Genomic DNA, 25304 nt, shown 5'->3' with positions numbered 1-25304 from the left:
AGCTCATACCTCAACGATCTCAAGCACGTTTAAGTTTAGCCTTCAAATCTCTATCTGAGAATCTGATTCGTTAGGCGGTTACAACCTGCTTGCATACGTCGACGTCCTTCAAATCTCTATCTGAGAATCGTGACCCACCTCCGCGTTCTACTTCTCAGAGAGCTCGCCACCCTTCAAATCTCTATCTGAGAATCCGGCTTGGTCATATGGCTGTACACCAAGAGCGAGACCATCATCCTTCAAATCTCTATCTGAGAATCTGAAGGCGTAGTACTGCCTGCCACCGCCGTGTACCAAGACCTTCAAATCTCTATCTGAGAATCACATATTGGATCCAAACGCGGGCGCACGTGTAAAACCCAAGATAGCCTTCAAATCTCTATCTGAGAATCTGTTGAGGAGAGTTGTCGCCAATAGTAACTGGCGCAATATAACCTTCAAATCTCTATCTGAGAATCCTGTTGCGTGGGTTTAAATAGTGATACCGCCAACGCGACCTTGTCGCCTTCAAATCTCTATCTGAGAATCTTCGCTTATGATACCACGAACCCACATTGCCACAATGTCCGACCTTCAAATCTCTATCTGAGAATCGTCCATCTGATGTCAAATAGATTACCTTCACTGGCCCTTCAAATCTCTATCTGAGAATCCATGCAATGCCAGCTATGCGGAAAGGAATTCTACAGTCTAAACCCTTCAAATCTCTATCTGAGAATCTGTCGCAATCAGGCGCGATCTGTCGACAGGCACTGTCAGTGTTAGCCTTCAAATCTCTATCTGAGAATCGTTGGACGTCTGCAACAGAAAGTTCAAGCTGGGCGACGCCTTCAAATCTCTATCTGAGAATCCTATTTCACCGTTTTCGTTGACCTCGTATTTTTTCTTCGTGTTTCCTTCAAATCTCTATCTGAGAATCGAGAGATCATAAGAATGGCGATAGCGGAGCTGATCGCGAAGCCTTCAAATCTCTATCTGAGAATCTGTAATCCCCCTTTTTCTGCTTATCCCTGGCCAGAGGATCCTTCAAATCTCTATCTGAGAATCGGCGTAGAGCGCTCTCAGTAGCTCTTGAAGCGTCGTGTGGCGCCTTCAAATCTCTATCTGAGAATCCCCGGCGTTCTGTTGTACTACAATAACGCAAACGGCATAACGATAGACCTTCAAATCTCTATCTGAGAATCCGTCAATACGCGTGACAGAGACGCCGCGTGGCTGGAGACAATAAACCTTCAAATCTCTATCTGAGAATCATGTCATACAGGGCACCGCATGCGGCTCCTACACCGACTACACCTTCAAATCTCTATCTGAGAATCCCATCAACGTAGCGACAGCTCCCGCGACCGACGTAGTATTCTACCCTTCAAATCTCTATCTGAGAATCACTAAATACCGCGAGGTGTTCAAGTATGTTGGCGATGCCCTAATCCTTCAAATCTCTATCTGAGAATCTGGCCCTGCCCCAAATCAGCCTGTCGGCCGGCACGATATACTACAACCTTCAAATCTCTATCTGAGAATCCCCCCCTTCGGACGCCGGAAATCACAGCTGTGAAAACAGCCTTCAAATCTCTATCTGAGAATCGCGGTGGGCAGCAACTGAAGCTGTCCGACCTTGTGTACGGGAATGATCCTTCAAATCTCTATCTGAGAATCTCGACATACTCGAGGAGCTTTCTGTAGATCCTCTGCGCGTCCAAGCCTTCAAATCTCTATCTGAGAATCGCCAGTAGTCTATTGCATACGTCCCGGGCAGGCCGGCGTCCTTCAAATCTCTATCTGAGAATCACCAAATACAGCACCAAACTTGACGGCCCATATATAACCCAATACCCTTCAAATCTCTATCTGAGAATCAGTTAAGTGTGCGTGTAAGTATAGAGGCGGCCGAAATTGTGAGGCCTTCAAATCTCTATCTGAGAATCACTCCGCGGAGTATGTCCTCGGCCGAGTGCCGCCCCGTTTCGCCTTCAAATCTCTATCTGAGAATCATCGCCACGTCTAATCTACATCCCCGGGCGGTTGACCCCGCCGTCACTTCAAATCTCTATCTGAGAATCCCACTACTCGTCTTGGGTTGGGCCGTCCACCTGGCCAAGGGCACTTCAAATCTCTATCTGAGAATCCGGGTCCTCTGGGTTTTGTTTTTGTTGGTTTTTAAGTTTTTCTCTAGTGGGTTTTGTGTTTATTTCGGCGTGTTCTTGTGTTGGCTAAGTGGTGGGTTTGTCTGTTTCCCACGGCTGGCTTCTGCTGGGGGTAGTTGAAAGCGGATGTTTGACTGTCGGCGTCGCCGTCCGCCGTACTTCTGTCCGCCGTTTTTTAAATTGGATCTCCGCTTTACAAAGGTATAACGGCGGAGGAGTAGAACGATTTTACAAAAAGAAAGGGCTCGTTGCACGACGATTTTTAAACGCCGTTGTCTATATAGATCTCCTTTCAGTTATCTAGGTCTCTGGTCTTGGAACTCAGTGCAGAGGGGATATGGCGCTAGTTGTGGTGTGTTGTGGTTTTGTGTGTTGGCGTGGTTGGCGCTGTTGGGTCTGGGTTTTTGCGGGTGTTGGGGGGTGTTCTAGGCCGGTGGTGTTGCGCTTTAACATCGCCTTTGGTGGTTGGGGGGTTGTGTGTGTTTCGGGAGGATGAGGTTATTGAGGTTGTGCGGAGGTTTCTAGTGGGGGCTGGCTACTTGTTGGTGTTTTTGGGGGTCAGGTTGGGGCCCGAGGTTGTGGCGTATAGAGGGGGGACTTTTTGTTGTTGAAGTGAGGGGTGTGCCTACTGATGTTGGGGGGAGGGGTGTGGGTATGCCTAAGAGTGAGGCGACGGTGCGTCAGCAGTTTTGGAATTGGCCTGCGGAGGTGGTGGCCGAGGGAGCGTGACTACGAGTAGGCGGTTGGCGGAGGGGGGTGGGTGAGGCAGGTTGGGGAGTGGGTGTGGGGTGCCGTGTCGAGGGTGAGGTGGGTGCTTTTGGCTATCGTGAGGAGTGTGTTCGCGTGTTTAGGAGGAGGGGGCACGCAATGGCTAGCTGTGGGTACGAGATCTGGCTGGCGAGAGAAGATGGGATGCAAGTGCTGATTCCTGGGGGCATTTGGGGGCGTTGCCCTCGGCAGTAGGCTAGCCATAGGCCTGGGCTTTTGGAGCACGATGGAGCGCTGTTGTCCTTGGGCCAACTTGGTAGGGAGCTAGGCCTCGTCTTAGGCGGCCTCTCGTAGACCCGGCCATCTACCGCCGGAGTGAGCCGGTTCCGTGCGTAGACGCGGCGGTTGCTGTCTCCTGAGAATATTGCCATATCTCGCGTTAAGTCTCGCCTTGGCTGCTGGGGGGCGCCGTGCGGAGGCGCCGGCGTGTTATGCGGAGGCCTCCCTCAGTGCGGAGGGGGCTGCGGCGTGTCGTCGCTAGGCTCCGTCTTCTTCTCTTAGTTTGAGGAGTAGGTAGCCTGCGGTTGCTGTGAAGGCGGCTGCGATTGGCATCAAGAGGGCGGGGTCCGCTTCTATGAGGTATCCGGCTAGGGCGGCTGAGGGCGTCGCCGTTATCCTCATGGGTATGTTGGCCACCGCGGGGGTGGTGGCCTCGCTCCCCTCCGCCGCTGCGCCCGAGATGTAGGAGGAGCGCGCCGTTCCGCCTATGCCGACCATGGCGTTGTAGAGCATGTAGAGGGCGATGAATGTGGCTCCGTTGGGGGCCAGGGGGAGGGCGGCCAGCAGGGCGCCTGAGGCGAATCTGCTCACGGCCGAGGCCTTGACCATCCCGAGCCTTCTGACGAGGGCGTGGGCGAGGAGCGAGGCGGTGGAGAAGGCTAGGTTGCCCGCGGCGAAGATGGCGCCGATGGCGGCCCTGCCCACCCCCAGGTAGACGTTTATCCACGGGGAGAGTAGGGGGGTTGGAGAGGCCCACACCTACTCCCGCCAGGAGCTGGCTGAGGGAGTAGACCCGGACGGTGTCGGCCCTCCTGGCGACTCCAGCGAGGGGGTTTACGCGCCGCAGGGCCTCGCCGCGCCCCAGCAGGAGTAGCACGAGGAGGGCGGCCGCCGAGACTGAGCCGGCGAAAAACGCCACGGCCTCCCGCAGGTTCAGCAACCCCGCGAGGAGCGAGCCGGCGATCCCGCCTGAGGTGGAGAGGAAGTTTATGGCGCCCAGATCCCTCGTCCTCTCGAGGGCGCCGCGGGCGTTCCTCCTCACCAGCGCCATGACGAGGGGCGCGAAGCTACCCCTGGCGGCGCCGGGGCCCAACATGCCCAAGCCGCCGAGTCCCAGAGCTACGGCGATAGCCCAGGGGTTTTTCGCGGCGCCCAACACGAGGAGCGCGGCGGCGAAGGCGGTCTCGCTTATGGCGAGACCCCTGGCGTGGCCCACCACGTCGCCCAACGCGGCGTAGAGCACAGAGGAGCCCAGAGAGATGAAGCCTGCCACCGCGACGGCCGCCCCCGCCGCAAAGGCGCTCCCCGTCAAGCTCTTCAGATGGAGGGGCACGACGACCGCCAGATAGCCCGTGGCCAAGCTCCTCAAGAACCTCTCTAGGCCTAGAGCCGCCATGTGCCGCCGCACGCCACCCTTCGCCCACCGCCTTTTAACTGTTCCCCGGCGCTCCAGGCCGCCGCGGTGGGCCCCCAGCCGCTTTTAGCAAAAGCCGCCGCGGAGCGACTCAACGCCTCCGCCGCGGGCCCCGTCGCCTGCGTGTGCCCCAGCGGGCTGGGTTCTCCTGCGTCAGCTTGGCCGGCCTGGCCTTGCGACGGGCCGCCAGTGCAGAGGGCGGTCCCCCCACCCTCCGCCGCCGCCGGCTCGACGTGGCGGCTGGCGCCGCCCCTGGCCGTGGGGGGCCCAGTTGGCGGCGGCTCCTCCGCCGCGTTGGCCCGGTGGGCATGCGGTGGGTTTTACGCGTCGACGCGTCGGCGGGCCGCGGCTGGGGGCCGCCTTGTGGGTGCTACACCACCTCGGGGGCTCTTACCTCGACGCCCAGCTCTCTGGCCAGCTCGAGGGCCCTCTTCCTAATCGCCGGGCCTACGATGAGGAGCCTGGGCCTCACCTTGTTAACTCTCTCGTAGAGGAGGCCCTCTCTGTATAGCTCGGCCACGTCTCCGCGGTCGATGCCGGCCTTGTACCCGACGAGGATGTGCTCGCCGTCTCTGATGAGAACGTCGACGTCGATGACCGAGGGGCGGCCGAACACGAAGCCCTCGCTGTCGTAGTAAGTCCAGCGTTTGATTTGGTAGATCTTGAGCAGGTCGCCAAGCAGGTACCTGATGGACTCCCTAAAGGCCTCCTCGGTGAACAGCCCATGGCGGTAGCCAAGCGCCGTCACTGACGACGTCAGCCTCTCGATGCTGTTCTGCATGGCGTGTATGGCCTCGCTGTGCCTCTTGACGTCCTCAGTCAACGCCTCCACGGCCTTCCTCAGCTCTTCGACTGCGCTCCTCAGCTTGTCGATCTCCTCGCTGTGTTTAGCCACGACGTCTCTCAGCTCGCCCACGGCCTTGATTAGGCTGTCCAGGGACGTCCTCAGGTCCGCGATGCCCAGCAACCCCACCACCGCGTATCTAAACTCCTCGTCTTCCCTCAATAGCCTCAGGAGCTCCCTTTTCAGGTCGAGACCCACGTCTAGCTGGGCGAGCCGAAATTCAAAAACAAATCCACGCCTCTCCAACTCCACAACGGCCCTTCGGCGTCAGGCTGAGGGGGCGCCTCCCGGCCGCGCCGGGCGGGGGGTGTGCTTATCCCACCGCCGGCATGCCCGGCTAGCCGCTCTTTGGCTCCGAGGGGAGTTTCCAGGGCCTCCTCCGCTCCACCGCCGCGACGGGGCGGCAGTCTAGGGCGTCTTGGCATTCAGAGAAGGGGGACAGGCTCTACGTGGGTCTACCGACGTCGCCCTCTCAGCAACTTCTGAGCCGGTGTCTCCTCTCTGATTTGACAACGCAAACTACAAGCCTCGCCCTTTAGGGCAGGGAGGGGGTCATACAAGGCCAGTCCCTACCTCCGGACTGCAGGGTCGTTAAACTGATCATTACCTCCTACACAACAAAAAAGAGAAGCAAGGCTACATCAACGACTGCCCAGCGACTGGGAGGTGGGAGATTGCTGGATGAACGTCCTCGCCCATGTCTAGCCGCCTTTTGTGTTGACTGCGGTGTTTGCCGTGGAGTGTTTCGCATACAATCGGCCGATCCGGCGAGACCTATATTCGGATGCCTACACTTGCTATGTTCTCCCTGACTCTCAGCAGCTCTTCTCTGGCCCGGGCCATGTTCTCTTTTATAGCGGCGACGTCCATCTTGATGTCATCCAACTTTCTATTCACATCATCCAGCCTTTTGTTTGCGATGTCCAGCTTTTTGTTCATATCGCCCATCATCTTGACGATGACAAGGAGGAGGGCCGTCTGGAAGTCCTTCCTCGAGATCTTCTTCTGCAGATAGGCCTGCACAGCGGTCTCTAGGGCCTCCTCGGCGGCCTTGCCTAGAACAGCCGCGATCAAGTTCTCAGCCACGTCCAATCCGCCGCCCCCCTTATAAGCCTTTAGGGGCGAGATCCATTCCGCCGACGGCTCCGGAGGCCGCCGCCTCTGACACCGCGACCATCGGTTTAGGTTGACGTCTACAAATTCTAAGGAGTTGTGGAGCTGGGGAAGTGGCTCTTCTGGATGGGGCTTGGTCGAGGTGGGAGGATAAAGCGCTCCGCGTGAAGGGAGCTGGGGTGGAGGGCGTTGAGGAGTTGCAGTAGCTTTCCGTCTGTTTGAGGACTCGGAGGCATCTCGTCGATGTTTGTACACAGCGATGAGGTTTTTAATAGCGGTGTGCACATAGCTGTGTGGTGTCTAGGGCGCGTGACTGGTTTAGGCAGGCCCTCCGCGACCTGGAGCACGCCAGGAGGTCTCTGGAGTTTGGAGACTACGAGTGGGCGTGTTTCGCCGCGCATCAAGCCGCGGAGAAGGCGGTTAAGGCCCTCTACCAATGTCTGGGGGTGGAGGCGTGGGGCCACTCCGTCTCTAGGCTTCTGGCCGGCCTCCCGGCGCACGTCAAGCCGCCCGGCGACCTCGTCGATGAGGCGAAGGGGCTTGACAAGTTCTACATACCGTCTAGATACCCCAACGCGCACCCCGAGGGAGCTCCGATGGACTACTTCACCAGGGGGGACGCTGAGGGCGCCGTCAACGCCGCTGAGAGGATTGTGAGATATGTCGGTGAGGCTCTTCAGACTAGATGTGGAGAGGGTGTTTAGGGAGCTTTCCCGGTACGCTAGGTGGGCTGTGGAGCGGGGGGCCCTGGCGGTGGTTCTTATCGGCTCTCTGGCGAGGGGGGACTACACGGCGTTTTCAGACGCCGACGTGGTGATAGTGGTGAGAGAAGACGGGAGGAGGCCTATGGACAGGATACCGGACTTCCTCGACCCGTCGTTCCCCATCGACCTAGAGCCCCGGGTCTACACGGTGGAGGAGCTCAGAAAGATGGCGGGCACCAGGCTCGCCGAGGAGATCGCCAGCGGCGTACTCCTGGCTGGAGATGCCGAGGTCCTCTGCGAAGCCGTAGGCGCCTGCAGATAAGGGACCTTGGAGAAGCCCCGCCGCGGGATATCCGCGGGGCGCGTGGTAGAGGCCCGGTGCGTATCGCCGTATTGGCAGTTTCGGCGGCTGTGTAGCTACCCTGCTTGGCGGCGTCTGCGCCTGGGGTTCTCCTGTTGTGCGAAGCGGTTTGGTGCTTGAATAGCCCTTCATATATCTATTTCAGTGCAAGTGCCGGGGTACACCGCAATGTGGTCAATTACATAGTTCTATTTTTCCCTTTGGATTGCCAACAGGTGTTGGGCTAAATTTTTAAATCAGTTGTCATAAGTATCTATGGAGCGGGATCAATGTAGCGCCCTTATAAACTTCATGGCGCGGATTTACGGCGACGATGTGAAGTGGAGGATTATTATGGAGCTGCGCAGGGGGTACGGCTACACGTTGCGGGAGCTTGCGAGACGCGTTGGGGTGACGCCGAAGAGTCTCTACAAGTACCTAGATGAGCTTAAACAGAAGGGGATTGTGGAGATCCATAAAGCCGGCGCCCAGGTGACGATAGTTGTGTTAAGTAGCCAGCACAGCTGGCTTAAGGAGCTGGAGATAAACTGATGCGGCTGTTGTTGCTCCTCTTGTACATCCTCGCCTTTTCTCTGGTGGTTGCGCACTACTATCAACAGGCAGAGCTTAGGGCAACCGCGAAGACGGGGAGCTGGAGCTTCTACATCGCACAAGCCGAGTTAGATAAAAAATGTAAAGGAACGGTGGAGGTTGCTGGCGACAAAGTCACAGTAACTATATACGGTTGTAAGAAGGCAAAGGTTGATGTATATATCGAAAGCCGCGCCACGGTTCCGCTCTGTCTTGAACCTCACGGGCCGGTGGAGGGCAAGGCGAGGGTCCGCCTGTCCCCCGGCGAGGGTAAGTGGCAGACCTACGTGTTCACAGACAACGGCACGTTGACCTTTACAAAAGGCATAGGTAGCTGCCGCTAGCTCCTCTTGAGGAGGGTCTTCAAGAGGTGTTCCAGGCCGGCGGCCGCCGCCAGCAGAACGGCAAGAAGCGGCCAGCTGGATGGATCCCTGGCCCACAGAGCCGGCGTCCCCACGTAGGGCACCTTGAAAACCGCCTTACCGAGAACGGCCTCCTGCGGCACAGGCCTCGCGTCTGGTGTGGGGTTGGCGTCTCCCTTGGTGATGTAGTAGGTCCTCCCGCCCACCTCCCTCACGTCTATTACCCTGTGAAGCACGTAGCCGAAGTCTGCTCTGTAGAGAACCACGTCCCCCACCTCCGCGTGTCGGATGGGCACCACGAAAACCACATCGCCGGGCTGATACAGGGGGGACATGCTACCTGTGGCCACGACAAAAGGCCTTACCCCAAAGGCCCCTACTAAAAACGCCGCGAGTGCCACCGCCCCAACCGCCGGGATGAGGTCCCTCCTAGGCGCATCCTCGGCCATCACCCCAAGCAGTAGGAGAAGGTGGACTAGGCCGTAGAGGACCCAAGGCGATTTGGGGACAGCCGGCGACACGTAGGGCAGAGCCCCCCAGACTGTCGCCAGTGGGAGCGAGGCGAAGGGCCCGTACCTCCTCTGGAGGAGGGAACAGGCGTGGGAGATGGACAGGCTGGGGACTAGGGAGAGCCCTACCCACTGGGGCGACGGCGACAGCCAGCTGGCGTCTACGGCTAAAGCGGTGGAGACCAAGCCAGTCCACAGATCTCCCCGGGACCAAAGGAGCCTCTTCGGAGGCCCGAGCAGGTATAGCTCCTCGGCTCTCAGAGAGAGAGCCGCGTACCTGGCGAACTCCCTTGCCAATGCCGCCAGCCCGAAGTAGACGCCGTTTAGCAGAGTCGCCGTGGGGCTACCTCCATACCGGTTGGCCTCAAACCCGAAGACCAGGCCTAGCCCGGCCCACACGGCCATATAGGCGGCCGCCGGCGCCAGCCCAGAAGCCAGCCCCCCGCCCCAGACGTATCTGGAGAAGTAGAGCGCCAAGAGGCCCCAGACGGGCGCGAGGGTCCAGAGCTCCACCTTGACAAACGCGGGCGCGAGGGAGAGGAGCGGGACGGCGAGCCAGAGGTGTCTACCGTCCACGTCTCTTCGCCGCGAGGTACACCCCCGCCGTCCCCGCCGCCACTCCGGCCCCCACGGCGGCGTATAGAGCAACGGCGTTGGGCCCCACCACGAGAAGCCTATCTCTCTCGGCCTTAAGCGCGTTGACCTCCCCGCTCAGTTCGTCAACCCGCTTCCTAAGCGCCGTCAAATCTCTACTGCAGCTCTCTCTCAACGCAGCTAGCTCGCCGGCGAGGTTGTAGATCCTGCCGTATAGAAGCGACGTGTTGTAGACAGCCGGAGGTCCTCCCGAGAGCGAAGACCCGCCGGCCACCGCGGGGAGATGCGCTGTGTAGATCTCCCTCTCCCTGATCCTCACGGGGGCTGTGGAAGACTCCACCCGGATGGAGCTACGCCCTGGCAGAACTATGTAGTTGACCCCAGTCTGGAAAACCACCGCTCTCCTCCCCCCATCCGCCGACACCACGGCCTCAACTCTCTCGCTACATACCGCCAAGACGGCCGTCGCGTCTTGGGCAATGCTGTAGAAGTGGTAGACGTCGCACCCACCCGACGGCGACCCCAAAACCACCACCACATCGCTGACGACGTCTAGAGGAAGCGAGAAGTTGCCGGAGACAACCCTCAGAGGCCAGCCGCCCGGGACCACCAGCGTAGCCGCGGTATACGCCTTCCCATCCGCCAAAAGAAGAGAGCCGTTGTATACCTCAAAATCCCTGTAGGAAATAACTGTAACACTCCAAGCCCAGGTAAAAACGGCCAAGACCAACAGGAAAACCAACTTAACCACGGCTAGGGTGCCTGCCTATAGTCGCAGGTGAATTGGGCAGACACGGAGACGCTCTCTCTAGCATCGTTCCGCGCCCTTATGTAGACCACCACATAGGCACTCTGGCCCGGCATTAGCGTAAACGGAGGTGCGTTGCCTCCTTTAAAGGCATCAACGTCGACTTGGATATCGAAATCTAGGTCTACATCCTTGAACGCGAACGCGCCGCCTATCGATCTGAAGTTGCATTTTTCAACGCGTACTGGGATAGTCCCGTCGTTTCTGAGGTATCCATTCACGGTGACTTTAGCCCCTGGGTACATGTTTTTCACATCTATATAGAGGACTGGTGGGCCGTCGTTGCCCGGGGCGGACCCCCCTACGTCGACTGTAATCTTCATGTAGTTTAGCTCAACCACGGTGGGGCCGGCCCCCACTGGGACAGTGGCGGGGTGGGTTATCTTGACATCGACAAAGTCCATATCTATGTAGCCCGTCGACACCGGAGCTCTAACAGCGGCGGCTTCGCCCCAGAGCGAGTACGCCACCAATAGAGCCATTAGTGGCGCCAATACAAACAAAGTCTTCATAGAAAATTTTGTAATGGGCTAAGGTATAAACATGAGCCAACAGCCGTTTCCAAAACCACAACCTGTTTTCGGACCCGTACCTGGGTGTAGGACGTTGGGACTCCACGGCGGGGATCCGCCTCCTGTGCCTAGCTCACGTCCCCGGCCCGACGCCACAGCGGGAAAAAGAACCACCTGATCTGGTTGAAGAGAGGGGAAAGAACGTGAGTCCCAAGACGGTGGAGGAAAAAAAGGTAGTTTCACTGGGATGGTCCACTTGCTACGGGCACCGCCTGCTGGTAGGGACACTGGATCGTAAGTGAGTATGTCTTTTGCTCCTCCACGTTATCGGCCGCTGTAATTGTTAGCGTCACCTTTTGTGTAGCGCCGAGGTCTAATGTCGTGTCTGAAGTTGGCATGCCGGAGACTTTTAGATAGCCGGTGTCGCCGCTTATTGTACACGCTGTCCACCTGAACCTCAGCGGGATGGTGCCGTCGTTGTACACATCAAAGGACACTGTGACAGACGCGCCGGGGTATGCATTTGTAACTGTCACAGTTAGGGAGGGCGGCCCGTCGTTGCCAGCGTCAGAGCCGGCGGTCTTTGCCTCTGCCGTCACGTAGGGGGATCTGTCCACTTGAACGTTCTGGAAATCGGCGTCTAGGTATCCTGTCTGTGCGTTTACTGATATCGTGGCTGTTTCCTGCCATATTGCGAACGCGACCGCCAGCACTATCGCCAGCGCCGCTATTGTTATTGTCGACTTCATGTGTCGCTTTTTCTCGACCCGTGAAAAATATTACCCAACACGCGTTGAAAAACTACCACAGGTGTTGAACAGAAGCCCTAGACAAATACCTATAGTTACATTGACTAAGTCCAGATCTGCCCCGGCGTGTTTCTACAGAAGTGCGCCTTAGTAATAGGCACCGCGTCTCTACACGCCGTTAGGAGAACCTTTAGTTCCGAGGAGATATCGAACGTCTATCTACACCCGCTCCTCCATGCGCCGCGGCGCCAGATTCATAGCTGGCAAGGCTACGGGCCCCTACCAACGAGAAGCCGGGAAAGGCTCTACATTTGGACGGGGGTAGCACATCGCCAACCAGGTTTAACAGTCTACGACTGCGGCTACGGCATTTGCCAGGCGTTGAGAGCGGGGCGGGAGTTTCATATTGTCTTAACCGCCACTTGTATAGAGACGCGGTTGTAAGGCGCCTCGGCGGCGTGTTGGCTGGGGACGGCTATATAGTGTCGCTTGAGCAGTGGGGGTGGTGGCCGTGCCCAAATCCTGGAACTACCTGCTGGGTACACGGCTATTTTGTTTGAGATTTGATGTGACGGGGGAGGGCTTTACGGAGCTGAGGAGGCGGCCACAGCTGGCCGCCGAACGAAAGCCGTCTCGCAGATTTTATGAGGGGGGTATGGGAGCCTATTGTAGACACACGGGTGCCTTCTAGGCGTTCGGATGGGGATTACCCAGCGCGGGATGCGTCACTGGGAGAGAAACGCTTTGTATCACCTGCCGAGAGCCTTTGGCGTAGAGGCCGCTCGGGGGCTAGGGGGCCACCTGCACGCCGAGGTGCTGTAGGTAGGCCTTTGTCTCGTGGTAGACGTCGTCTAGGACGAAGGCGAGGTGGTTTCCGAGCCCCGCCGCCAGGACGGCCTCCGCCTGTGGGGTCTCCACGGCGATTTGGGCGGCGCAGGCCTCGAGGCGGGGGGCCTGGGCGGTGGTGCCTCTTAGGAGGAGGGCTCTCCTTAGGTCTCCCGACACCCTGAGGAGGGTTATGGGTCTGCCGGGCTCCACCTCCGCCTCTATGGCGGCTGGTGCGCCGGTGGCTAGGCGCGGCCTTATCCTGTACCTCCTGGCCATGGAGGGGGGCAGGCCGTCGTGGGTGAGGATCAGGAGGCCGCGGCCTGCGTAGTTGACGTTGGCGGCCCAGGCGGGTCTGCCGGAGATCTTGCTGAGGACTGCGGCTGAGTACAGCGCTCTCATGTCCCCCTCGCACACCGCCGTTAGCCCCCAGTCGTTGAGGAGGGCGAGGGATACGCAGGGGGTCCAGCCCCTCTTCTCCACGGCGGCGAAGTCGAAGCACCAGCAGCCCAGGGTGAGGCCGTCCACGCCGGCGGCCCTCCGGAGGAGGGCTTTGGCGTAGGCGGCCGGCCTCTCGAGGGCCTCGGCGCCGTGGGGCCCCCCGGCGAGGCGCTCCGCCTCCTCCCTCGCCTCCAGCGCCAGGCTCTCCCTGTAGACCTCCTCCTCGTCTATCACCACGTCGGGCTTCCCGGCGAAGTGGGAGGCCGCCAGCCAGGGGTTGGGCCTCCCCACTAGGGCGAGCCTAGGGGGTTCTTGAGGAGGTGGGCGGCCCTCACCGCCTTCATTATCCTCTCCACTGGGGGCTCGTCCGGCAGGTCCTCCAGAGCTACCACGTATGCAAAGCGGCCCCGCTCCCGGAGCGCCGCCGAAGCCTCCAGGGCCGAGGGCAGGGAGTTGTAGTGGGGCCACGCCACCAGGACGTTGTAGGGGCCTTCTCCATGATCTCCGGCTCGGCCCCGCCTGTGAGCACCACGAAGACCGCCACGTCCTCCCCCACGTCCCCCAGAGCTCTCCCATAGGCCTCCTCGTACCGCCTCCAGGTCTCGGCGTCGAGACCGCGGCTACGTAGATCGGCCCTAGGCGCGGGTTTTCATACCCCACTCCCTCAGGGCGTTGAGGCCCATGTATATTCCTCTCTGCATTTTGTGTATTTCGTACAGGGCTTTGGGGCTTGTGATCCTGTAGCAGGGGCCTCTCCTCTGGCCGTGTAGCCTCGCGTAGGGGGCCACCGAGGCGTTTATGAGTTGGCCGAGTGGGCCGTAGCGCCTCTCCACCTCCCTGGGGCACCACCTGAGGCCGAACAGCGCTGTGGAGGCGTAGTACAGGGCGTCTTCCCAGGGGGCTATGTACATGGCTCTGGCGGCTCCGTGGCCGTGGCGTTCGACGTAGTCCACGTATTTAGCTGGGTCGAAGCTGTTGACGTAGATGTACCAGTTGCTTCTGCCTATTGCGCTTGCCCCGGCGGCTAGGTAGACGTCGTGGTCGACCACGTATTCGTCTATCAAGCCGGCGGTTCGGCTGAAGCACCAGGGGGTGGCGGGGGGGGGTAGCCCCGCTCTGAGGCTGTCTCTAGGACGGCGCCGTAGAGGGCCTCCTCCTGGGGGTGCCAGGGCCCCTCCCTCCTCTGTCTCAGCGTTTTTCTGAGGCCGGGGGCCGGCATGAGGGGGTAGAAGGTGACTTGGCCGACGCCGAGGGATAGAGCCAGCGCGGCCTCTCTCCTCAAGGTGGCGGGGGTGTCCAGCCGCGTGCCCCAGATCATGTCTATGTTTACGGTGGGGAACCTCCCCGCGGCGAGCCTCGCAGCTTGTGCCCCCTGCGCCGCCGTGTGGGACCTGCGGCCGAGCTCGGCGAGTTTGGCGTCGTAGAGGCTCTGTAGGCCGATGCTCAGCCTCTCCACGCCCGCCTCCTTGAGCACGGAGATGGACTCGTCTGTGACGTCGGCGGGGTTGGCCTCAACGCTTATGTCCAACCTGCCGAAGTGGCTCTTCGCCACTTCAAGGATCTCGGCCAGGGCGTAGACGTCGACGGTGGGGGTGCCCCCGCCCACGTATAAGACGTCGACCTTGGCCCCCTCGGCCGCCTCCGCCAGGAACTGCAGCTCCTTCTCCAAGGCCGCCTTGTACCTCCTGTAGAGGGCGGGGTCGTATGGGTATCTAACGAAGCTACAGAACCTACAGAGGGATCTGCAGAAGGGGATGTGGATATATAGCCCAAACCGGCCTTCGAACCTCCTCAACGCGGCGGCGTGTCTCCGGGGGTCTGCTGGCGATCTGCTCAACCTCCCCACGAACCGCTCCACCACGTGGGCGGCGGCGTGTGTAATCACGTGGGGCGCGGCGCGGCCCTTTATAAAGGTGCCATCTCAGTCCCCAGGTCTATAGGCGGCGCGCGGTACGGGGCAGAGGTAACCACCACGTCCACATGTGGGGCATAAGATGCGATGTTGTGCTCGTCTATGCCCCCCGACGCCCCCACCACCACGCGGGGGTTCACCGCCCTGACCCTCGCCGCCGCCTCCGCCACCTCCTCCGGGGTCATCCGCTCCAGCTGGATATAGCTAAAACCCGCCTTCGCCGCCTCAACGGCCTCCTCGACGGTGGACACCTCCACGCCGGCTGGCCTAACCGCAACCGCCTTTGCGGCCTTCTGCAGAGCCCCCTCCCCCAGGAAGACCAGGTGGTTTCTAAAGACGAGTACGCCGTCGGAGAGGCAACACCTGTGGACCATACCCCCTCCCGCCAGCACCGCCTTGTGATACAGGGCCCTTAGGCCGGGCGGCGTCTTCCGCGTAGCCGCCACCACGACCCTTGGGTTGACCCGCCGCGCCAGCTCCACCAGCCTCCTCGTCTTCGTGGCGACCCCCGAGGCCCAAGCAACGACCTCCTGCGCCGTCCTCCAGGCGGCGTGTAGACACCGGGCCTCCCCCACCGCCCGCAACACGACGTCGCCCCTCCGCGCCAGCTGGCCGCTCCTCTTAACCACCTCCACCTCCCCGCAACCCGCCAGCTTGTACACCTCAGCCGCCTCCTCAGACCCAGCCACCACCGCCTCCTCCCTGGCGAAGAGCTGGGCAACCCCCCTCAGACCCCCGATGCCTAGAACCTCAGTAGTCAAGTCGTAGCTCCCCAGATCCTCCAAAAGCCAAGCCTCCAGCCGGCTCTTCATGCCAGAAAAACTAGTGGGCTTAGGACCCGCATTTGAACTCCGTCAGCTGTCTAAATCCTCCTTTGAAATCCTTGGCTACTGCCGTGTAGAGGGGCGCGCCGAGGAACTCCCTATAGATCTCGTCAGCCTTAGCCACAGGATCCACATCCCTAAACGCCTCCGGATAAAGCACCTTACCCATAAAGTAGGCATCAGCAAAAAGCGTAGCGATGTTGGTTCCATACCAGTTGTACATCAAAATGCCGTATACCCTCCCCTCTCTAAAGGCCTTAAGAGAGCAGTACTTATCCCGGCTCTTGTTAAAGTCCTGCGCTACAAACATATAGTTCCCCAAGTCGATGAAGATTACGTCTGGTTGCTCCTTCAGAAGCGCCTCCCAGTCGATCTTAGCAACCCCTTTTATTCCGTATTTATCTGCGACGCCCGGCGTGTTCAGCAAGACCAGCGGCGGGAAGTACGACTGAGTCGCTTCAAAGGGCTGGCCGCCTCTGGCGGAGATTGCGCCTACGTACACCTTCGGCCTTTGGGTTATGTTGGCGGTGCGCCTCTTGAGATCCTTGATCAAATCCTCCATGTATCTAACCAGCTCCTCAGCCCTCTCCTCTCTACCCAACAAAACGCCGACGGTCCTAAGAGACTTGTACAAACTAGTGAAGTTGACCCAGCCCTCGCCGCTGTCGATAAAAGCCGACACAACCACCACGGGTATGCCAGTTTTCTCCTGGATCTTGTCGGGGGCGTCGGCCACAAAAGGCGACATGATAATCACGTCCGGTCTCACAGATAGTATCCTCTCGTAGTCAACAGGGCTACCAGGCCCACCCCGCCCAACCACTGGAAGCGAGGTGAGGTTTTTTGTCCAGAGGATGTAGCCGTAGTCTCTGCCTTGGGGTGGCCTCTTCTCTATCTCTTCTATCCCGGCTAGTTTGTCTGTGGCGTTGAGATATACCACGAGCCTAAGCGCCCCCGGCCCCAAAGCCACAACTCTAGACACAGGCGCCTTCACAGACACCCGCCGCCCAAGCACATCCACTACCTCCACAACAGCTGACTTAGACACGCCGGCCGTAGCCCGGGCCGTGGTTATAAACCCGTACTTCGACAAATCCATCTTCTTCAGCGACTCTACGACGCAGTTGCCCAGCTCCGTGTAGGAGGCCACGAAGGCCTCGAAGTGGCCCACCCTGATGGTTTTGGCCGGCGGGCCGAGGAGGACGGCCACGGCTTTGATGGGCGGATCCTCCACAAAGTCGTAGGGCGGCTTGAAGACGTACACGTAGTAGGTCCTCCCACCCGCCTCGGCCGTGTACGGCTCCCAGTAGCTGGTGCCGCCGCCGGCGGGCCTAAGCTGGAGGCCTTTGCCGAGGAGGAAGGGGACGTAGGCGAACATGCAACGGCCCGCCCCCGCCTCGAACTTAGCCCAGGAGCCGTCCAGGTTGGGGGCCACGTCTACCGCCTCGGTGTTGGGGAGGGAGCTGGGTATGTAGATGTAGAGGGTGCCGTTGTATACAAACCTCACCCCCAGGGCGGTGTACTTCGCCGTGAGGTTGACGCCGAGGTCCCGAGACAGCATCCACGCGGCGGCGAGCTCCCTATAGCCGATGGGGGCCTTGTTGGGGTCTGCGAAGACCGTCTTGGCGGAGGCCAGCTCCTCAAGAGCCGTGGGGCTTCTGCAGACGAGGGCCAGCTTGAACCTCCCCAGCGAGTAGGTCTGGAGGGCCCCCGCCCTCTCGGCGTCTGGCCTCAGCTCTATGTCTACGCATGCAAATATGTCCGGCTTAGCTCCGCCCTGTATCCTCCTGACGCCTTCTACACACCCCATAGACTGTATCCCCTCTGTGCCAAGCCCCGCAGCCGCCGCCGCGTCTTTAATCACCTTGACGAGAGCGGGAGGGATATAGCCCAGAGGCGAGCCCGAGCACGCCTTAGTCGCCGTAGCACCGGGTGCCGCCGTCTCCGGAGACTTCAGAGGAGGAGTCGCCGTTGTAGCCGCCGTCTCTTGTGTCTTCTGTGGTGGCTGTTGGATCTGCAACAAGAATGCTATTGTTACAATTAGAGCTACAACCCCGATTAGGACCACCCACCGCATGTTTGTATGAAAGCCGTGGCTTATCTAGATAACTTACATACGAAATATCAAGTTTAAATTTTTTAAAGTTTTATGTTTTTGTACTATATAAATGGTCTTCTTTTTATTTTTTGTCTTATTACTTTGTTTATGTATATATTGTTTGTTTTTGTCTTTTATTTGAACTAGTTTATGTAGTTTTCCATTATTTATTTTTTGTGTAGGTAAAGCCTAAATCCCTGGCTGTGTTGTCTTTTGTGGCTCTGGCATTGGCCGCCGTCGTGTTTGTGGCGCTTCTACTATTTATACTGCCGGTTGCCTACCTGGGGGCGCCTCCGCCGGGGTTCGCGGAGGTGTTTCTCCTCACTGCTCTGTTTAGCGGCGCGGCGGCCGGTCTCGGTCTGCTCCCGGGGCTGGCTGTGGCCGTCTGGGGGCGTGGGGGCTGGCGGGCGGCTGTGGCGCAGATCCTCTACGCGCCTGCCGTCGTGCCGCCTACGGCAGTGGGGGTTCTCCTCCTGGCGGCCTTTAGGAACCCCCTCCTGCCGGAGTGGCTCTACGGCTTTTTTGTGAACAAGGCGGCGGGGGTCCTCCTGGCGATGTTCGTCATGGCTCTGCCGGTGTCCTACGCGGTTTTCGACGGAGCGCTTAAGGACGTGAGGGCGGAGCTCTACTTCAGGTCGCTGGGGCTTGGGGGGCTTAGGCTTCTGGCGGCTCTCCTCCTCTCGCTGAGGAGGGCGGCCGCGGCCGCTTTCCTGCTGTCCTTCCTCCGGGGCTTCGGGGAGCTTGGGGTGCTCCTCATCTTCGCCTCCTACCCGCCCACCATGTCCATCTACATATACCAGGCCTTCCTCCAGGAGGGGCTGGGCGCGACGGTGGCGGCCTCCATGGCCGTCGCGGCTCTGGGGGTCTCCACGGCATACCTACTGAGGCTATGGCTGTCGAGGTGAGGGGGCTTAGGGCCAGGAGGGGGAGGTTCCAGCTGGAGGTGGAGCGCCTCTCCGTCAACTCCGTCACGGTGGTGCTCGGGAGAAACGGCAGCGGGAAGACGACGCTACTGGACGCGATAGCCGGAGCCATACCGGCGGAGGGGTCGGTGGAGGCGTGTGGGAGAGAGGTGTCGCGCCTCCCGCCGGAGGAGAGGGGGCTGGTATATATACAGTCCACGCCGGTGGACCCCCCCGGCGGCCCCAGGAGGTTCCTGAGGTGGGTGGCGGCGAGGTGGGGCCGGGGGGAGCGGGAGGTGGAGGAGGTGGCCGCCCTCCTGGGCATAAGGGACCTTCTGGACAGGAGGGGCCTCTCCACCGGCCAGAAGCAGCTTGTCAACATCGCGGCGGGCCTCCTGGCGGGGGCCTGCGGCTTCCTCATGGACGAGCCCACCTCCCACCTGGACTGGTTCAACAAGCGGCTTGTGGACGACGCCGTGAGGAGGCTGGGCAAGCCCGTCCTCTACGTAACCCACGACCCCTACGAAGCCGCCTACATAGGCGACGTCATATGCGTCATGGAGGAGGGCCGACTGAGGAGGTGCGTGGAGAACAGCCCCACCGACCCCGCCGAGCCCCTCGTGAGGAGGCTCCTCCAGCCGGAAAACCAGGCCGCCGGGCGCTAAAGCTTATATACACCCGCTGTTGGTGAGACAAGCCGCCGTAGTCTAGCGGTTAGGATGGCGGGTTGTGGTCCCGCTGACCCGGGTTCAAATCCCGGCGGCGGCCCCTATATCCTTCCTGTGGCCGTTGTTGGTGGCTCGGGGGGTGGTGGTGGGCGGTGGCTAGGTCTTGTCTATGACGTAGAAGCGCCTCTGTCTGTGGATGACTCCGGCGGCCATGGCTAGGAGTTCGAGGGTTGAGGCGAGGAGGACGTCTACTATGTACCTCCTCGCCCTTAGGCTCCCGTATATGTATACGGCGGCGTAGAGGGCGGCGACGGCTGTGGCGAGGGTGGGGCCGTAGAGGGCGGTTAGGGGGCCGGCGGCGGCGAGGAGGGCGGCGACGGCGGCTGAGGCTGGGGGGATTGGGTTTCTGTATCTCACGGCTTCGCCGAGGGCTGAGGCCCACCTGGCCCTCTGCCTGGCGAAGTCCAGCAGGGAGTTGGGGCTTTTGATGGAGACCCTTGTCCTGGTCTGGAAGGTCTTGTAGCGCCGCCTGAGGAGCTCCATGGCGAAGCGGAAGTCCTCCGTCACCGTGTCGCCCATGGCGGGCCATATCTCCCTGAGGACGTCCCCCCTCACGATGAGGAGCTCGCCGTGCATGCCGAAGATGGGCCTCCTCAGCACCTCTAGGGCGAAGCGGTAGCGGGTGAGGTCGTCGAAGTGCCTAACCCAGTCCAGGGCGTAGGCCAGCCTGGAGCGGCCGGGCCTGGGCACGATGACGCCGTTGCCGGCGACGTACCCCCTGGCGCCGTAGTAGGCGATGTCTCTGAGGAACTCCCTGTCGAGGGGGTAGGAGTCGTCGTCTAGGAAGATGTACCAGGTGTCGGGCCTGGCGTAGTTGAGGACGAACCACCTGATAGCCCTGTACTTGGTGCCGTCCTCCTCCCGCGGCACGACGAGGACGTTCCTCACGCCCACCGGCTTGGACGAGACCACGACGTACCTCAGCCCCAGCCTCTCCAGCTGGGCCACGGTCTCCCGGAGGGCCGGCAGAACCCTCCCGTCGCCCACGGTCACCACAACGACGAGGTAGTTGTCCACGGGCTCGGCGCGGCGGCCCCCCGGCCGCCTCGCTGCGCCGAGGGCGAGGATGAAAAGGTAGATGCCTCCCACGGCGTTGAGGACGATGTAGGTCAGCTCGAACATGTGCGGGCCCGGGGGCGGGTTTATAAAGATGTATATAAACCACCGCGTAGCGTGCGCCGTGGCGCTGGCGAGGAGCTGGCTGAGGCGGAGGCTGGGGGTCTTTGACATGTACGCCCTGGTGCACTCCGACTCCCAGAGCACCTACTACTTCCTGCTCGGCTTCATCGCCCTATACGCGGGGGAGTACGCCTTCTTTGGGGCTATATACGGCGTGTTGCTGATGGCGGCTATAGCGGTGACATACGGCGAAATGGGGTCCAGGTTTCCCGAGACGGGCGGCTCCTACCTCTACATCAAATCGGCCTTCGGCCCCACGCTGGCGTACATATCTGCGTGGCTCATAGCCTTCGACCAGATAGTGATGGTGGCATACGGCACGATAGACGCCGCCAAGACCATAAACAAAACGCTTGGTCTTGGGATACATGAGGCGGCTCTGGCCGCCGCCTTCACCACGGCGCTCTTCGCCCTGACGGTGGTGGGGATAAGGGAGTCCGCCAACTTCGCCAAGGCGGTGGCCGCGGTCGACCTAGCCGTGATGCCGGCGTTGATAATCTGGGCCCTGGCGACCCACCCAGCCCCGCCGCCCCACTTCGGCTGGGCCGGCGTCGAGGGGGCGAGCCTCCTGTTTGCCCTCTCCCTCCTCTCCCGCGGCTTCACCGGCGTAGACGCCATTGGGCAGCTGGCCGGCGAGGCCAGGGAGCCCCTGGTCCAGGTGCCGAAGGCCACGGCGCTGGTCGTGGCGGTGGGCGCCTTCTTCGGCCTGGGGCTCACGGCGGCGCTGATGTCGGCGCTACGGCCGGAGGAGCTGGCGGACCCGGCGGTGGCGCCGCTGTATCTCGCGGCTAAGGTGAACCCGGCGCTGGCGTACGCCGTCGCCCTCAACCTATTCCTAGTGATGATCACAGCCGCTCTGGCGGGCTACGTGTCCTTCTCCAGGCTTGTCTACATGATGGCGGAGGAGGGCCACCTCCCCGGCATCCTCGGCAGGCTACACAGGAGGTTCAGAACTCCGCATGTCTCCCTCCTCCTGGTGTACACGATATCGCTGCTCCTGATAGCCCCCGGGGAGATAGAGATCATCCTAGCCATATACGCCGTGGGGTCCCTCCTCAACTACCTCCTCGTCGCCGCGGCCCTCGCCAAGCTGTCGAGAAGCGGCGACCTATACAGCGCCTTTAGAACGCCCAAGGTGGCAGGCGTGCCTCTGTCCGCCGCCGCCGCTCTCGTCCTCCTCCCGCTGGGCATAGGGCTGACTGTTCTGGAGAAGTACAGATACCTATGGGCGCTCGCCCTGTGGCTTGGGGCAGGGCTGGCGCTGCTCTATCTGACAAAGAGGAGGGACCCACGGCGGCGGGCCGTCGGCGCCGAGTAGGCCGGCAACGCCGGGCGGGGAGGCCCGTCCAGCGCCGCCGGCCGCCCAAACCCCGGAGGGTGGGCCTCCGGGGGTGGGTCCCCCGGGGCGGCCAACCGCCGTGGGTTGTACCTACGGGTTTTCAAAAATTTAACAGTTCTCCTGTATTACAAGTGAGATATTTCTATAGAAATTTGTTTTGCTGGGCCGGGGGCGCCAAGCTTATATAGGCGCGCCGCCGTTGTGCCATGTACGTCGACTTGACCATGGAGGTTGGACCGGCGACGCCCGTCTACCCCGGCTCGCCGGCGCCGGCGGTTCTCCAGTGGAGCAGATACGACGTCCACGGCTACTACAGCAACGTGCTTTTTATGCCCGAGCACGTGGGGACCCACGTGGACGCGCCGGCGCACTTCGTCCCCGGCGGCAGGACTGTGGACCAGATAGAGGCCGGCCGCTTCTTCGGCAGATTCGTGGCGCTGGACTTCTCGGGCCTCCCGCCGAGGGGGGAGGTGGGGCTTAGGGAGTTCGAGCGGGCTCTGCCGAGGGGCGTGGAGCTGGGGCCGGGCTGGTTCGTCCTGTTTAGGACGGGCTACCACGCCGGCGTTGAGAGGTGGCTCGACCACCCAGACATCTCGCCGGAGCTCGCCGAGCACCTGGCCAAGCTTGGGGTCTACGGCGTTGGGACAGACGCCCCCAGCCCCGACCACCCGCCCTTCGAGGTGCACAGGATCCTCCTGGCGAGGGAGGTGCTGATCTTCGAGAACTTGGCCAACCTCGGCGCGGTGGTGGGGAAGACGGGCCAGTTCGTGGCTCTGCCTCTGAAGGTGGCCGGCGGCAGCGGCGCGCCGGTTAGAGCTGTGGCATTGGTATGAGGGCCCCCTCCACCAGCGCCAACCTGGGCTCGGGCTTCGACGTAGTTGCGGTGGCGCACGACGCCTACTTCGCCGAGGCGTATGTAAAACTGACGTCTGGATGCGGCGTTGATATAAAGTTCCGGGGGTTCGACCCCGGGGGGGACAACACGGTGAGGAGGGCCTTCCAGCACCTCTTCGAGAGGCTGGGCAGGTGCTGGGGGGTGGAGGCCGAGGTGGACAACCGTATCCCCATCGCCAGGGGGCTGGGGAGCAGCGGCGCGTCGGCGGTGGCGGCCCTGGCGGCCTTCATAAGGGAGGCGGGCCTCAGGGTCGACCCGGCGGCGGTGGTGGAGGCGGCGGGCCTGGGGGAGGCCGCGGCGGCGGGTAGCCCCCACTTCGACAACGTGGCGGCGGCGGCGCTGGGCGGGGCGGTGGTGATCGCGTCGGTTAAGCCTCTGGAGTTGGTGAAGTTCAGCCCCAGGCTGACCTTCGTGGTGGGGGTGCCGGACGTCCCGCCGATGCCGGAGAAGACCAAGGTCATGAGGAGCGTCCTCCCCAGGGAGGTGCCCTTCAGGACCTACGTGGCGCAGCTGGCTAGGGTCTCCGCGCTGGTGGCGGGCTTCGCCAGGTCCGACCCCAGGCTGGTGGCGCTGGGGATGAGCGACGAGGTGGTGGAGCCCGCTAGGGCCCCCCACGTGCCCGCCTACGCCAGAGTTAGGCGGTACGCCCTGGAGGCGGGGGCGCTGGCTGTGGCCATATCTGGGGCGGGCCCCTCCATGATCGCCCTCGTGGAGGATAGAGACAGCGGCGCCGTGAGAGCCGCCGTGGAGCGGGCCTACGCGGAGGAGGGCTTGAGGGCGGAGGTGAAGGTGGCGTCGACGGCGGAGGGGGCTCTGAAGGATTTATAACCCCTCCCCGGGAGATACATGGTGAAGGTGGTGAAGAGAGACGGGAGGACGGAGGAGTTCATCCCCGAGAAGATCGTCGTCAGCGTTTTGAAGGCCGGCGCGCCGGTGGACGTGGCTAGGAAGATAGCGAGGAAGGTGGAGTGCGCCGTGATGGAGAGGGAGAACGTGACGGCTCAAGAGCTGACGAGGATGATACTGGCCGAGCTCAAGAAGGCAAACGAGCAGTGGTACAGGAACTGGATAGTCTTCGACCAGGCAGTCAAGCGGAGGAGGACCGAGGAGGAGCTGAGGTGAGCCCCTCGGGGGTGCATATTTTTCCGCCGGGGGCCTCCGGCCTCCGCAGCCTCTCCGGGAGCATGTGGGCGTAGCGCTGGAGCTCCTCCTCGTCCAGCACCCTCTCCACGCCGTCGGGGCCGTAGGCCTTGTCCACCAGGAGGTCGATGTATACAACGCGGCGGCCCCACTCGGGCTCGGTGTTGGCGTTCACGTAGGTGCCTAGGTAGACGCCGGAGGCGCTGTAGTAGCTGTGCACCACGTACCCCCCGGACCTGGGCACGCAGGTGAGGGCGTAGGTCCCCGGCTCGATCCTGGCGCCGATCCCGTCGAGGACGCCGCCGGGCTTCAGCGTCCTCTTCACCACGAGGACGTCCTCCAGGGCCTTGACCACCTCCCCCCGCATCTTCACCACCTCGCCCCAGGGCTTGACGTGGTATATGGCGACCCTCCCCCTGGCGAGGAAGGCCGCCGCCCTCTCGTAGACGTCGGCCCCCACGTGGTCGAGGAGGTCTAGGCACCTCCCCAGGCCCTGCCCCCTCAAGGCGTGGTGGCCTCTCACGGTCGGCACGACGGCCGCCCGGGCCTCGTCGAGCTTAAACTTGGCGCGTTTGTCAAAGAGCACCACGGCGAGGCACCTCCCCCTCCTCAGGAGAGCACCTGGGGGCCCGCCCTGCGACAGCCTCAGGAGCTCCCTGTAGAGCTCCTCGGCCTCCCTGGCCAGCTCCTCCTCCCCCGCGTATTTAGCCGAGGACTTGAAGCGTAGGCCTATGGAGGCGTAGGCCTTCAGCCTCGTCTCGGCCAGTATCCTCAGCCTAAGCCTCTCCTCCTCGCCTATGTGTCTGCTGTAGGCCACCCTCCCCGTGGTGTTGAGCTCCAGGAGCTTCCCATCCACCACGATCTCCGGCACCGCCACCCCCCTCAGGGGGCCGACGGGGGGCTTAACCACCGTGAACACCGAGGCGGCCCCCGGCTGCAGGACGTACCTGCCGGGCACCTCCATGAGGCCCCCGGGCCCCTCCACCAGCCCCTCCCCCACGACCCGCCCCACAAACACGTCGTGGAGACCCGCCGAGGCCTTCGCCACGACGGGGTCGGCGTACTCCCTAAGCCTCTCCAGGAGGTGGTCCACGGCGGGGCAGTCGCCGATGGCCACCACGCCGGTTTTAGACTCGTGGTCCTTCACTGTGACGTCCGGCGGGGAGGGGTCGGGCCGCAGGCCGAACCTCTCCGCTATCTGCGGGGTGGGCTGCACGACCTTGAAGCCCCAGTCCAGCGCCAGCTTCGTCAGCGCCGTGGCGTATATCCCCCTGATCCTGGCCCTAAACACCTTTATAGATGCGGCCAGTTTTTAAAGGCTGAGGGCTGATGACTCCTTCCGCTGTT

At 61.5% G+C, this 25304-nt stretch carries 26 protein-coding genes, 1 tRNA gene and 1 CRISPR repeat array (1 of these 28 cut by a window edge); of the genes, 12 read left to right on the top strand and 15 right to left on the bottom strand.

Translation table 11 applies throughout. The features are described 5' to 3' along the window. A CRISPR array of direct repeats spans positions 1–2129; the repeat unit is 24 nt; unit sequence CCTTCAAATCTCTATCTGAGAATC (it extends 505 nt beyond the left edge of the window). 1263 nt (positions 2130–3392) lie between these two features. Next, on the bottom strand, positions 3393–3893 hold the full coding sequence (locus TNEU_RS10425; protein ID WP_245521991.1) for a hypothetical protein: 501 nt from the start codon (positions 3891–3893) through the stop codon (positions 3393–3395). A 41-nt stretch (positions 3894–3934) separates the two neighbouring features. On the opposite strand from TNEU_RS10425, the gene TNEU_RS10420 reads away from it, so the two are divergent. Beyond that, positions 3935–4372, top strand: coding sequence for a hypothetical protein (locus tag TNEU_RS10420; RefSeq protein WP_245521990.1), 438 nt, complete (start codon positions 3935–3937; stop codon positions 4370–4372). Positions 4373–4918: 546 nt separating this feature from the next. Here TNEU_RS10420 and TNEU_RS04970 read toward each other — a convergent pair. Both TNEU_RS04970 and TNEU_RS04965 read right to left on the bottom strand, forming a co-directional pair. After that, positions 4919–5590 (bottom strand): PD-(D/E)XK nuclease family protein, encoded by a 672-nt coding sequence (locus TNEU_RS04970; RefSeq protein WP_148682361.1) that lies wholly within the window; start codon positions 5588–5590, stop codon positions 4919–4921. Positions 5591–6166: 576 nt separating this feature from the next. After that, positions 6167–6478, bottom strand: a complete 312-nt coding sequence (locus TNEU_RS04965; RefSeq protein ID WP_012350343.1) for a hypothetical protein — start codon at positions 6476–6478, stop codon at positions 6167–6169. A 320-nt stretch (positions 6479–6798) separates the two neighbouring features. Between TNEU_RS04965 and TNEU_RS04960 the strand changes: the two genes are divergently transcribed. The 4 genes from TNEU_RS04960 (at position 6799) to TNEU_RS04945 (ending at position 8484) form a co-directional block, all read left to right on the top strand. Then, on the top strand, positions 6799–7209 hold the full coding sequence (locus TNEU_RS04960; protein ID WP_012350342.1) for a HEPN domain-containing protein: 411 nt from the start codon (positions 6799–6801) through the stop codon (positions 7207–7209). Continuing rightward, positions 7166–7531 carry a nucleotidyltransferase domain-containing protein gene (locus TNEU_RS04955; protein WP_148682359.1) on the top strand — a complete coding sequence of 122 codons (366 nt, stop codon included), beginning with the start codon at positions 7166–7168 and terminating at the stop codon, positions 7529–7531. The genes TNEU_RS04960 and TNEU_RS04955 overlap by 44 nt, the downstream gene beginning before the upstream one ends. A 294-nt stretch (positions 7532–7825) precedes the next feature. Further along, on the top strand, positions 7826–8101 hold the full coding sequence (locus TNEU_RS04950; RefSeq protein WP_012350340.1) for a winged helix-turn-helix domain-containing protein: 276 nt from the start codon (positions 7826–7828) through the stop codon (positions 8099–8101). Next, positions 8101–8484, top strand: a complete 384-nt coding sequence (locus TNEU_RS04945; RefSeq protein WP_012350339.1) for a hypothetical protein — start codon at positions 8101–8103, stop codon at positions 8482–8484. The genes TNEU_RS04950 and TNEU_RS04945 overlap by 1 nt, the downstream gene beginning before the upstream one ends. Here the strand turns inward: TNEU_RS04945 and TNEU_RS04940 are convergent. The 10 genes from TNEU_RS04940 to TNEU_RS04895 form a co-directional block, all read right to left on the bottom strand. Further along, the gene (locus TNEU_RS04940) at positions 8481–9587 is read right to left on the bottom strand and encodes a signal peptidase I (RefSeq protein WP_012350338.1); all 1107 of its coding nucleotides are present in this window, start codon (positions 9585–9587) and stop codon (positions 8481–8483) included. The two genes, TNEU_RS04945 and TNEU_RS04940, sit on opposite strands and share 4 nt — an antisense overlap. Next, the gene (locus TNEU_RS04935) at positions 9577–10356 is read right to left on the bottom strand and encodes a hypothetical protein (RefSeq protein WP_012350337.1); all 780 of its coding nucleotides are present in this window, start codon (positions 10354–10356) and stop codon (positions 9577–9579) included. Before TNEU_RS04935 ends, TNEU_RS04940 begins: the two co-directional genes overlap by 11 nt. A gap of 2 nt (positions 10357–10358) precedes the next feature. After that, entirely contained in the window at positions 10359–10895 is a 537-nt protein-coding gene (locus tag TNEU_RS04930; protein WP_148682358.1) for a hypothetical protein, read from the bottom strand. Between the two features lie 269 nt (positions 10896–11164). Continuing rightward, a complete protein-coding gene (locus tag TNEU_RS04925; RefSeq protein WP_012350335.1) occupies positions 11165–11674 on the bottom strand; it encodes a hypothetical protein in 510 nt (169 codons plus the stop codon). A gap of 789 nt (positions 11675–12463) precedes the next feature. Further along, positions 12464–13231: a hypothetical protein gene (locus TNEU_RS04920; protein WP_148682357.1), complete on the bottom strand. Its 768-nt coding sequence runs from the start codon at positions 13229–13231 to the stop codon at positions 12464–12466. Continuing rightward, complete coding sequence (locus TNEU_RS04915; RefSeq protein WP_148682356.1) at positions 13231–13413, bottom strand: hypothetical protein; 183 nt, start codon at positions 13411–13413, stop codon at positions 13231–13233. Before TNEU_RS04915 ends, TNEU_RS04920 begins: the two co-directional genes overlap by 1 nt. Positions 13414–13575: 162 nt before the next feature. Beyond that, entirely contained in the window at positions 13576–14004 is a 429-nt protein-coding gene (locus TNEU_RS04910; protein WP_148682355.1) for a hypothetical protein, read from the bottom strand. Beyond that, entirely contained in the window at positions 14001–14825 is an 825-nt protein-coding gene (locus TNEU_RS04905) for a radical SAM protein (RefSeq protein WP_187146747.1), read from the bottom strand. The genes TNEU_RS04910 and TNEU_RS04905 overlap by 4 nt, the downstream gene beginning before the upstream one ends. Positions 14826–14845: 20 nt before the next feature. Then, the gene (modD, locus tag TNEU_RS04900; RefSeq protein ID WP_012350334.1) at positions 14846–15664 is read right to left on the bottom strand and encodes a ModD protein; all 819 of its coding nucleotides are present in this window, start codon (positions 15662–15664) and stop codon (positions 14846–14848) included. Positions 15665–15683: 19 nt separating this feature from the next. Next, positions 15684–17753: an ABC transporter substrate-binding protein gene (locus tag TNEU_RS04895; protein ID WP_012350333.1), complete on the bottom strand. Its 2070-nt coding sequence runs from the start codon at positions 17751–17753 to the stop codon at positions 15684–15686. Between the two features lie 224 nt (positions 17754–17977). On the opposite strand from TNEU_RS04895, the gene TNEU_RS04890 reads away from it, so the two are divergent. The 3 genes from TNEU_RS04890 to TNEU_RS04880 all read left to right on the top strand — a co-directional run bounded on the left by TNEU_RS04890 (position 17978) and on the right by TNEU_RS04880 (position 19444). After that, positions 17978–18679, top strand: coding sequence for an ABC transporter permease family protein (locus TNEU_RS04890; RefSeq protein ID WP_012350332.1), 702 nt, complete (start codon positions 17978–17980; stop codon positions 18677–18679). Then, a complete protein-coding gene (locus TNEU_RS04885; protein WP_012350331.1) occupies positions 18664–19341 on the top strand; it encodes an ATP-binding cassette domain-containing protein in 678 nt (225 codons plus the stop codon). The genes TNEU_RS04890 and TNEU_RS04885 overlap by 16 nt, the downstream gene beginning before the upstream one ends. Before the next feature lie 31 nt (positions 19342–19372). After that, positions 19373–19444, top strand: a tRNA-His gene (locus TNEU_RS04880). Positions 19445–19500: 56 nt separating this feature from the next. Here TNEU_RS04880 and TNEU_RS04875 read toward each other — a convergent pair. Next, positions 19501–20526 (bottom strand): glycosyltransferase family 2 protein, encoded by a 1026-nt coding sequence (locus TNEU_RS04875; protein ID WP_012350330.1) that lies wholly within the window; start codon positions 20524–20526, stop codon positions 19501–19503. Between the two features lie 58 nt (positions 20527–20584). Here TNEU_RS04875 and TNEU_RS04870 point away from each other — a divergent pair, with 58 nt between their 5' ends. From TNEU_RS04870 to TNEU_RS04855, 4 genes are all read left to right on the top strand, one after another. Further along, the gene (locus tag TNEU_RS04870) at positions 20585–21901 is read left to right on the top strand and encodes an APC family permease (protein WP_012350329.1); all 1317 of its coding nucleotides are present in this window, start codon (positions 20585–20587) and stop codon (positions 21899–21901) included. Between the two features lie 227 nt (positions 21902–22128). After that, entirely contained in the window at positions 22129–22755 is a 627-nt protein-coding gene (locus TNEU_RS04865; protein ID WP_012350328.1) for a cyclase family protein, read from the top strand. Then, a complete protein-coding gene (locus TNEU_RS04860; protein WP_012350327.1) occupies positions 22752–23645 on the top strand; it encodes a homoserine kinase in 894 nt (297 codons plus the stop codon). Before TNEU_RS04865 ends, TNEU_RS04860 begins: the two co-directional genes overlap by 4 nt. Positions 23646–23663: 18 nt before the next feature. Continuing rightward, complete coding sequence (locus tag TNEU_RS04855; RefSeq protein WP_012350326.1) at positions 23664–23939, top strand: ATP cone domain-containing protein; 276 nt, start codon at positions 23664–23666, stop codon at positions 23937–23939. On the opposite strand, the gene TNEU_RS04850 is transcribed toward TNEU_RS04855, so the two are convergent. Then, a complete protein-coding gene (locus tag TNEU_RS04850; protein ID WP_012350325.1) occupies positions 23905–25248 on the bottom strand; it encodes a ribonuclease FAU-1 family protein in 1344 nt (447 codons plus the stop codon). The two genes, TNEU_RS04855 and TNEU_RS04850, sit on opposite strands and share 35 nt — an antisense overlap. Between the last annotated feature and the right edge of the window lie 56 nt (positions 25249–25304).

This window comes from Pyrobaculum neutrophilum V24Sta (assembly GCF_000019805.1).
GTDB lineage: Archaea > Thermoproteota > Thermoprotei > Thermoproteales > Thermoproteaceae > Pyrobaculum > Pyrobaculum neutrophilum.
Note: the sequence above shows the minus strand (reverse complement) of the source record. Positions and strands in the feature narration are given on the sequence as shown.

Bases quoted from the DNA above. Each gene is read 5' to 3' on its own strand.
- TNEU_RS04930 (WP_148682358.1), bottom strand. From the start codon at position 10,895: ATGGCTCTATTGGTGGCGTACTCGCTCTGGGGCGAAGCCGCCGCTGTT.
- TNEU_RS04860 (WP_012350327.1), top strand. From the start codon at position 22,752: ATGAGGGCCCCCTCCACCAGCGCCAACCTGGGCTCGGGCTTCGACGTA.
- TNEU_RS04875 (WP_012350330.1), bottom strand. From the start codon at position 20,526: ATGTTCGAGCTGACCTACATCGTCCTCAACGCCGTGGGAGGCATCTAC.
- TNEU_RS04895 (WP_012350333.1), bottom strand. From the start codon at position 17,753: ATGCGGTGGGTGGTCCTAATCGGGGTTGTAGCTCTAATTGTAACAATA.
- TNEU_RS04950 (WP_012350340.1), top strand. From the start codon at position 7,826: ATGGAGCGGGATCAATGTAGCGCCCTTATAAACTTCATGGCGCGGATT.
- TNEU_RS04855 (WP_012350326.1), top strand. From the start codon at position 23,664: ATGGTGAAGGTGGTGAAGAGAGACGGGAGGACGGAGGAGTTCATCCCC.
- modD (WP_012350334.1), bottom strand. From the start codon at position 15,664: ATGAAGAGCCGGCTGGAGGCTTGGCTTTTGGAGGATCTGGGGAGCTAC.
- TNEU_RS04955 (WP_148682359.1), top strand. From the start codon at position 7,166: ATGTCGGTGAGGCTCTTCAGACTAGATGTGGAGAGGGTGTTTAGGGAG.
- TNEU_RS04945 (WP_012350339.1), top strand. From the start codon at position 8,101: ATGCGGCTGTTGTTGCTCCTCTTGTACATCCTCGCCTTTTCTCTGGTG.
- TNEU_RS04865 (WP_012350328.1), top strand. From the start codon at position 22,129: ATGTACGTCGACTTGACCATGGAGGTTGGACCGGCGACGCCCGTCTAC.
- TNEU_RS04885 (WP_012350331.1), top strand. From the start codon at position 18,664: ATGGCTGTCGAGGTGAGGGGGCTTAGGGCCAGGAGGGGGAGGTTCCAG.
- TNEU_RS04925 (WP_012350335.1), bottom strand. From the start codon at position 11,674: ATGAAGTCGACAATAACAATAGCGGCGCTGGCGATAGTGCTGGCGGTC.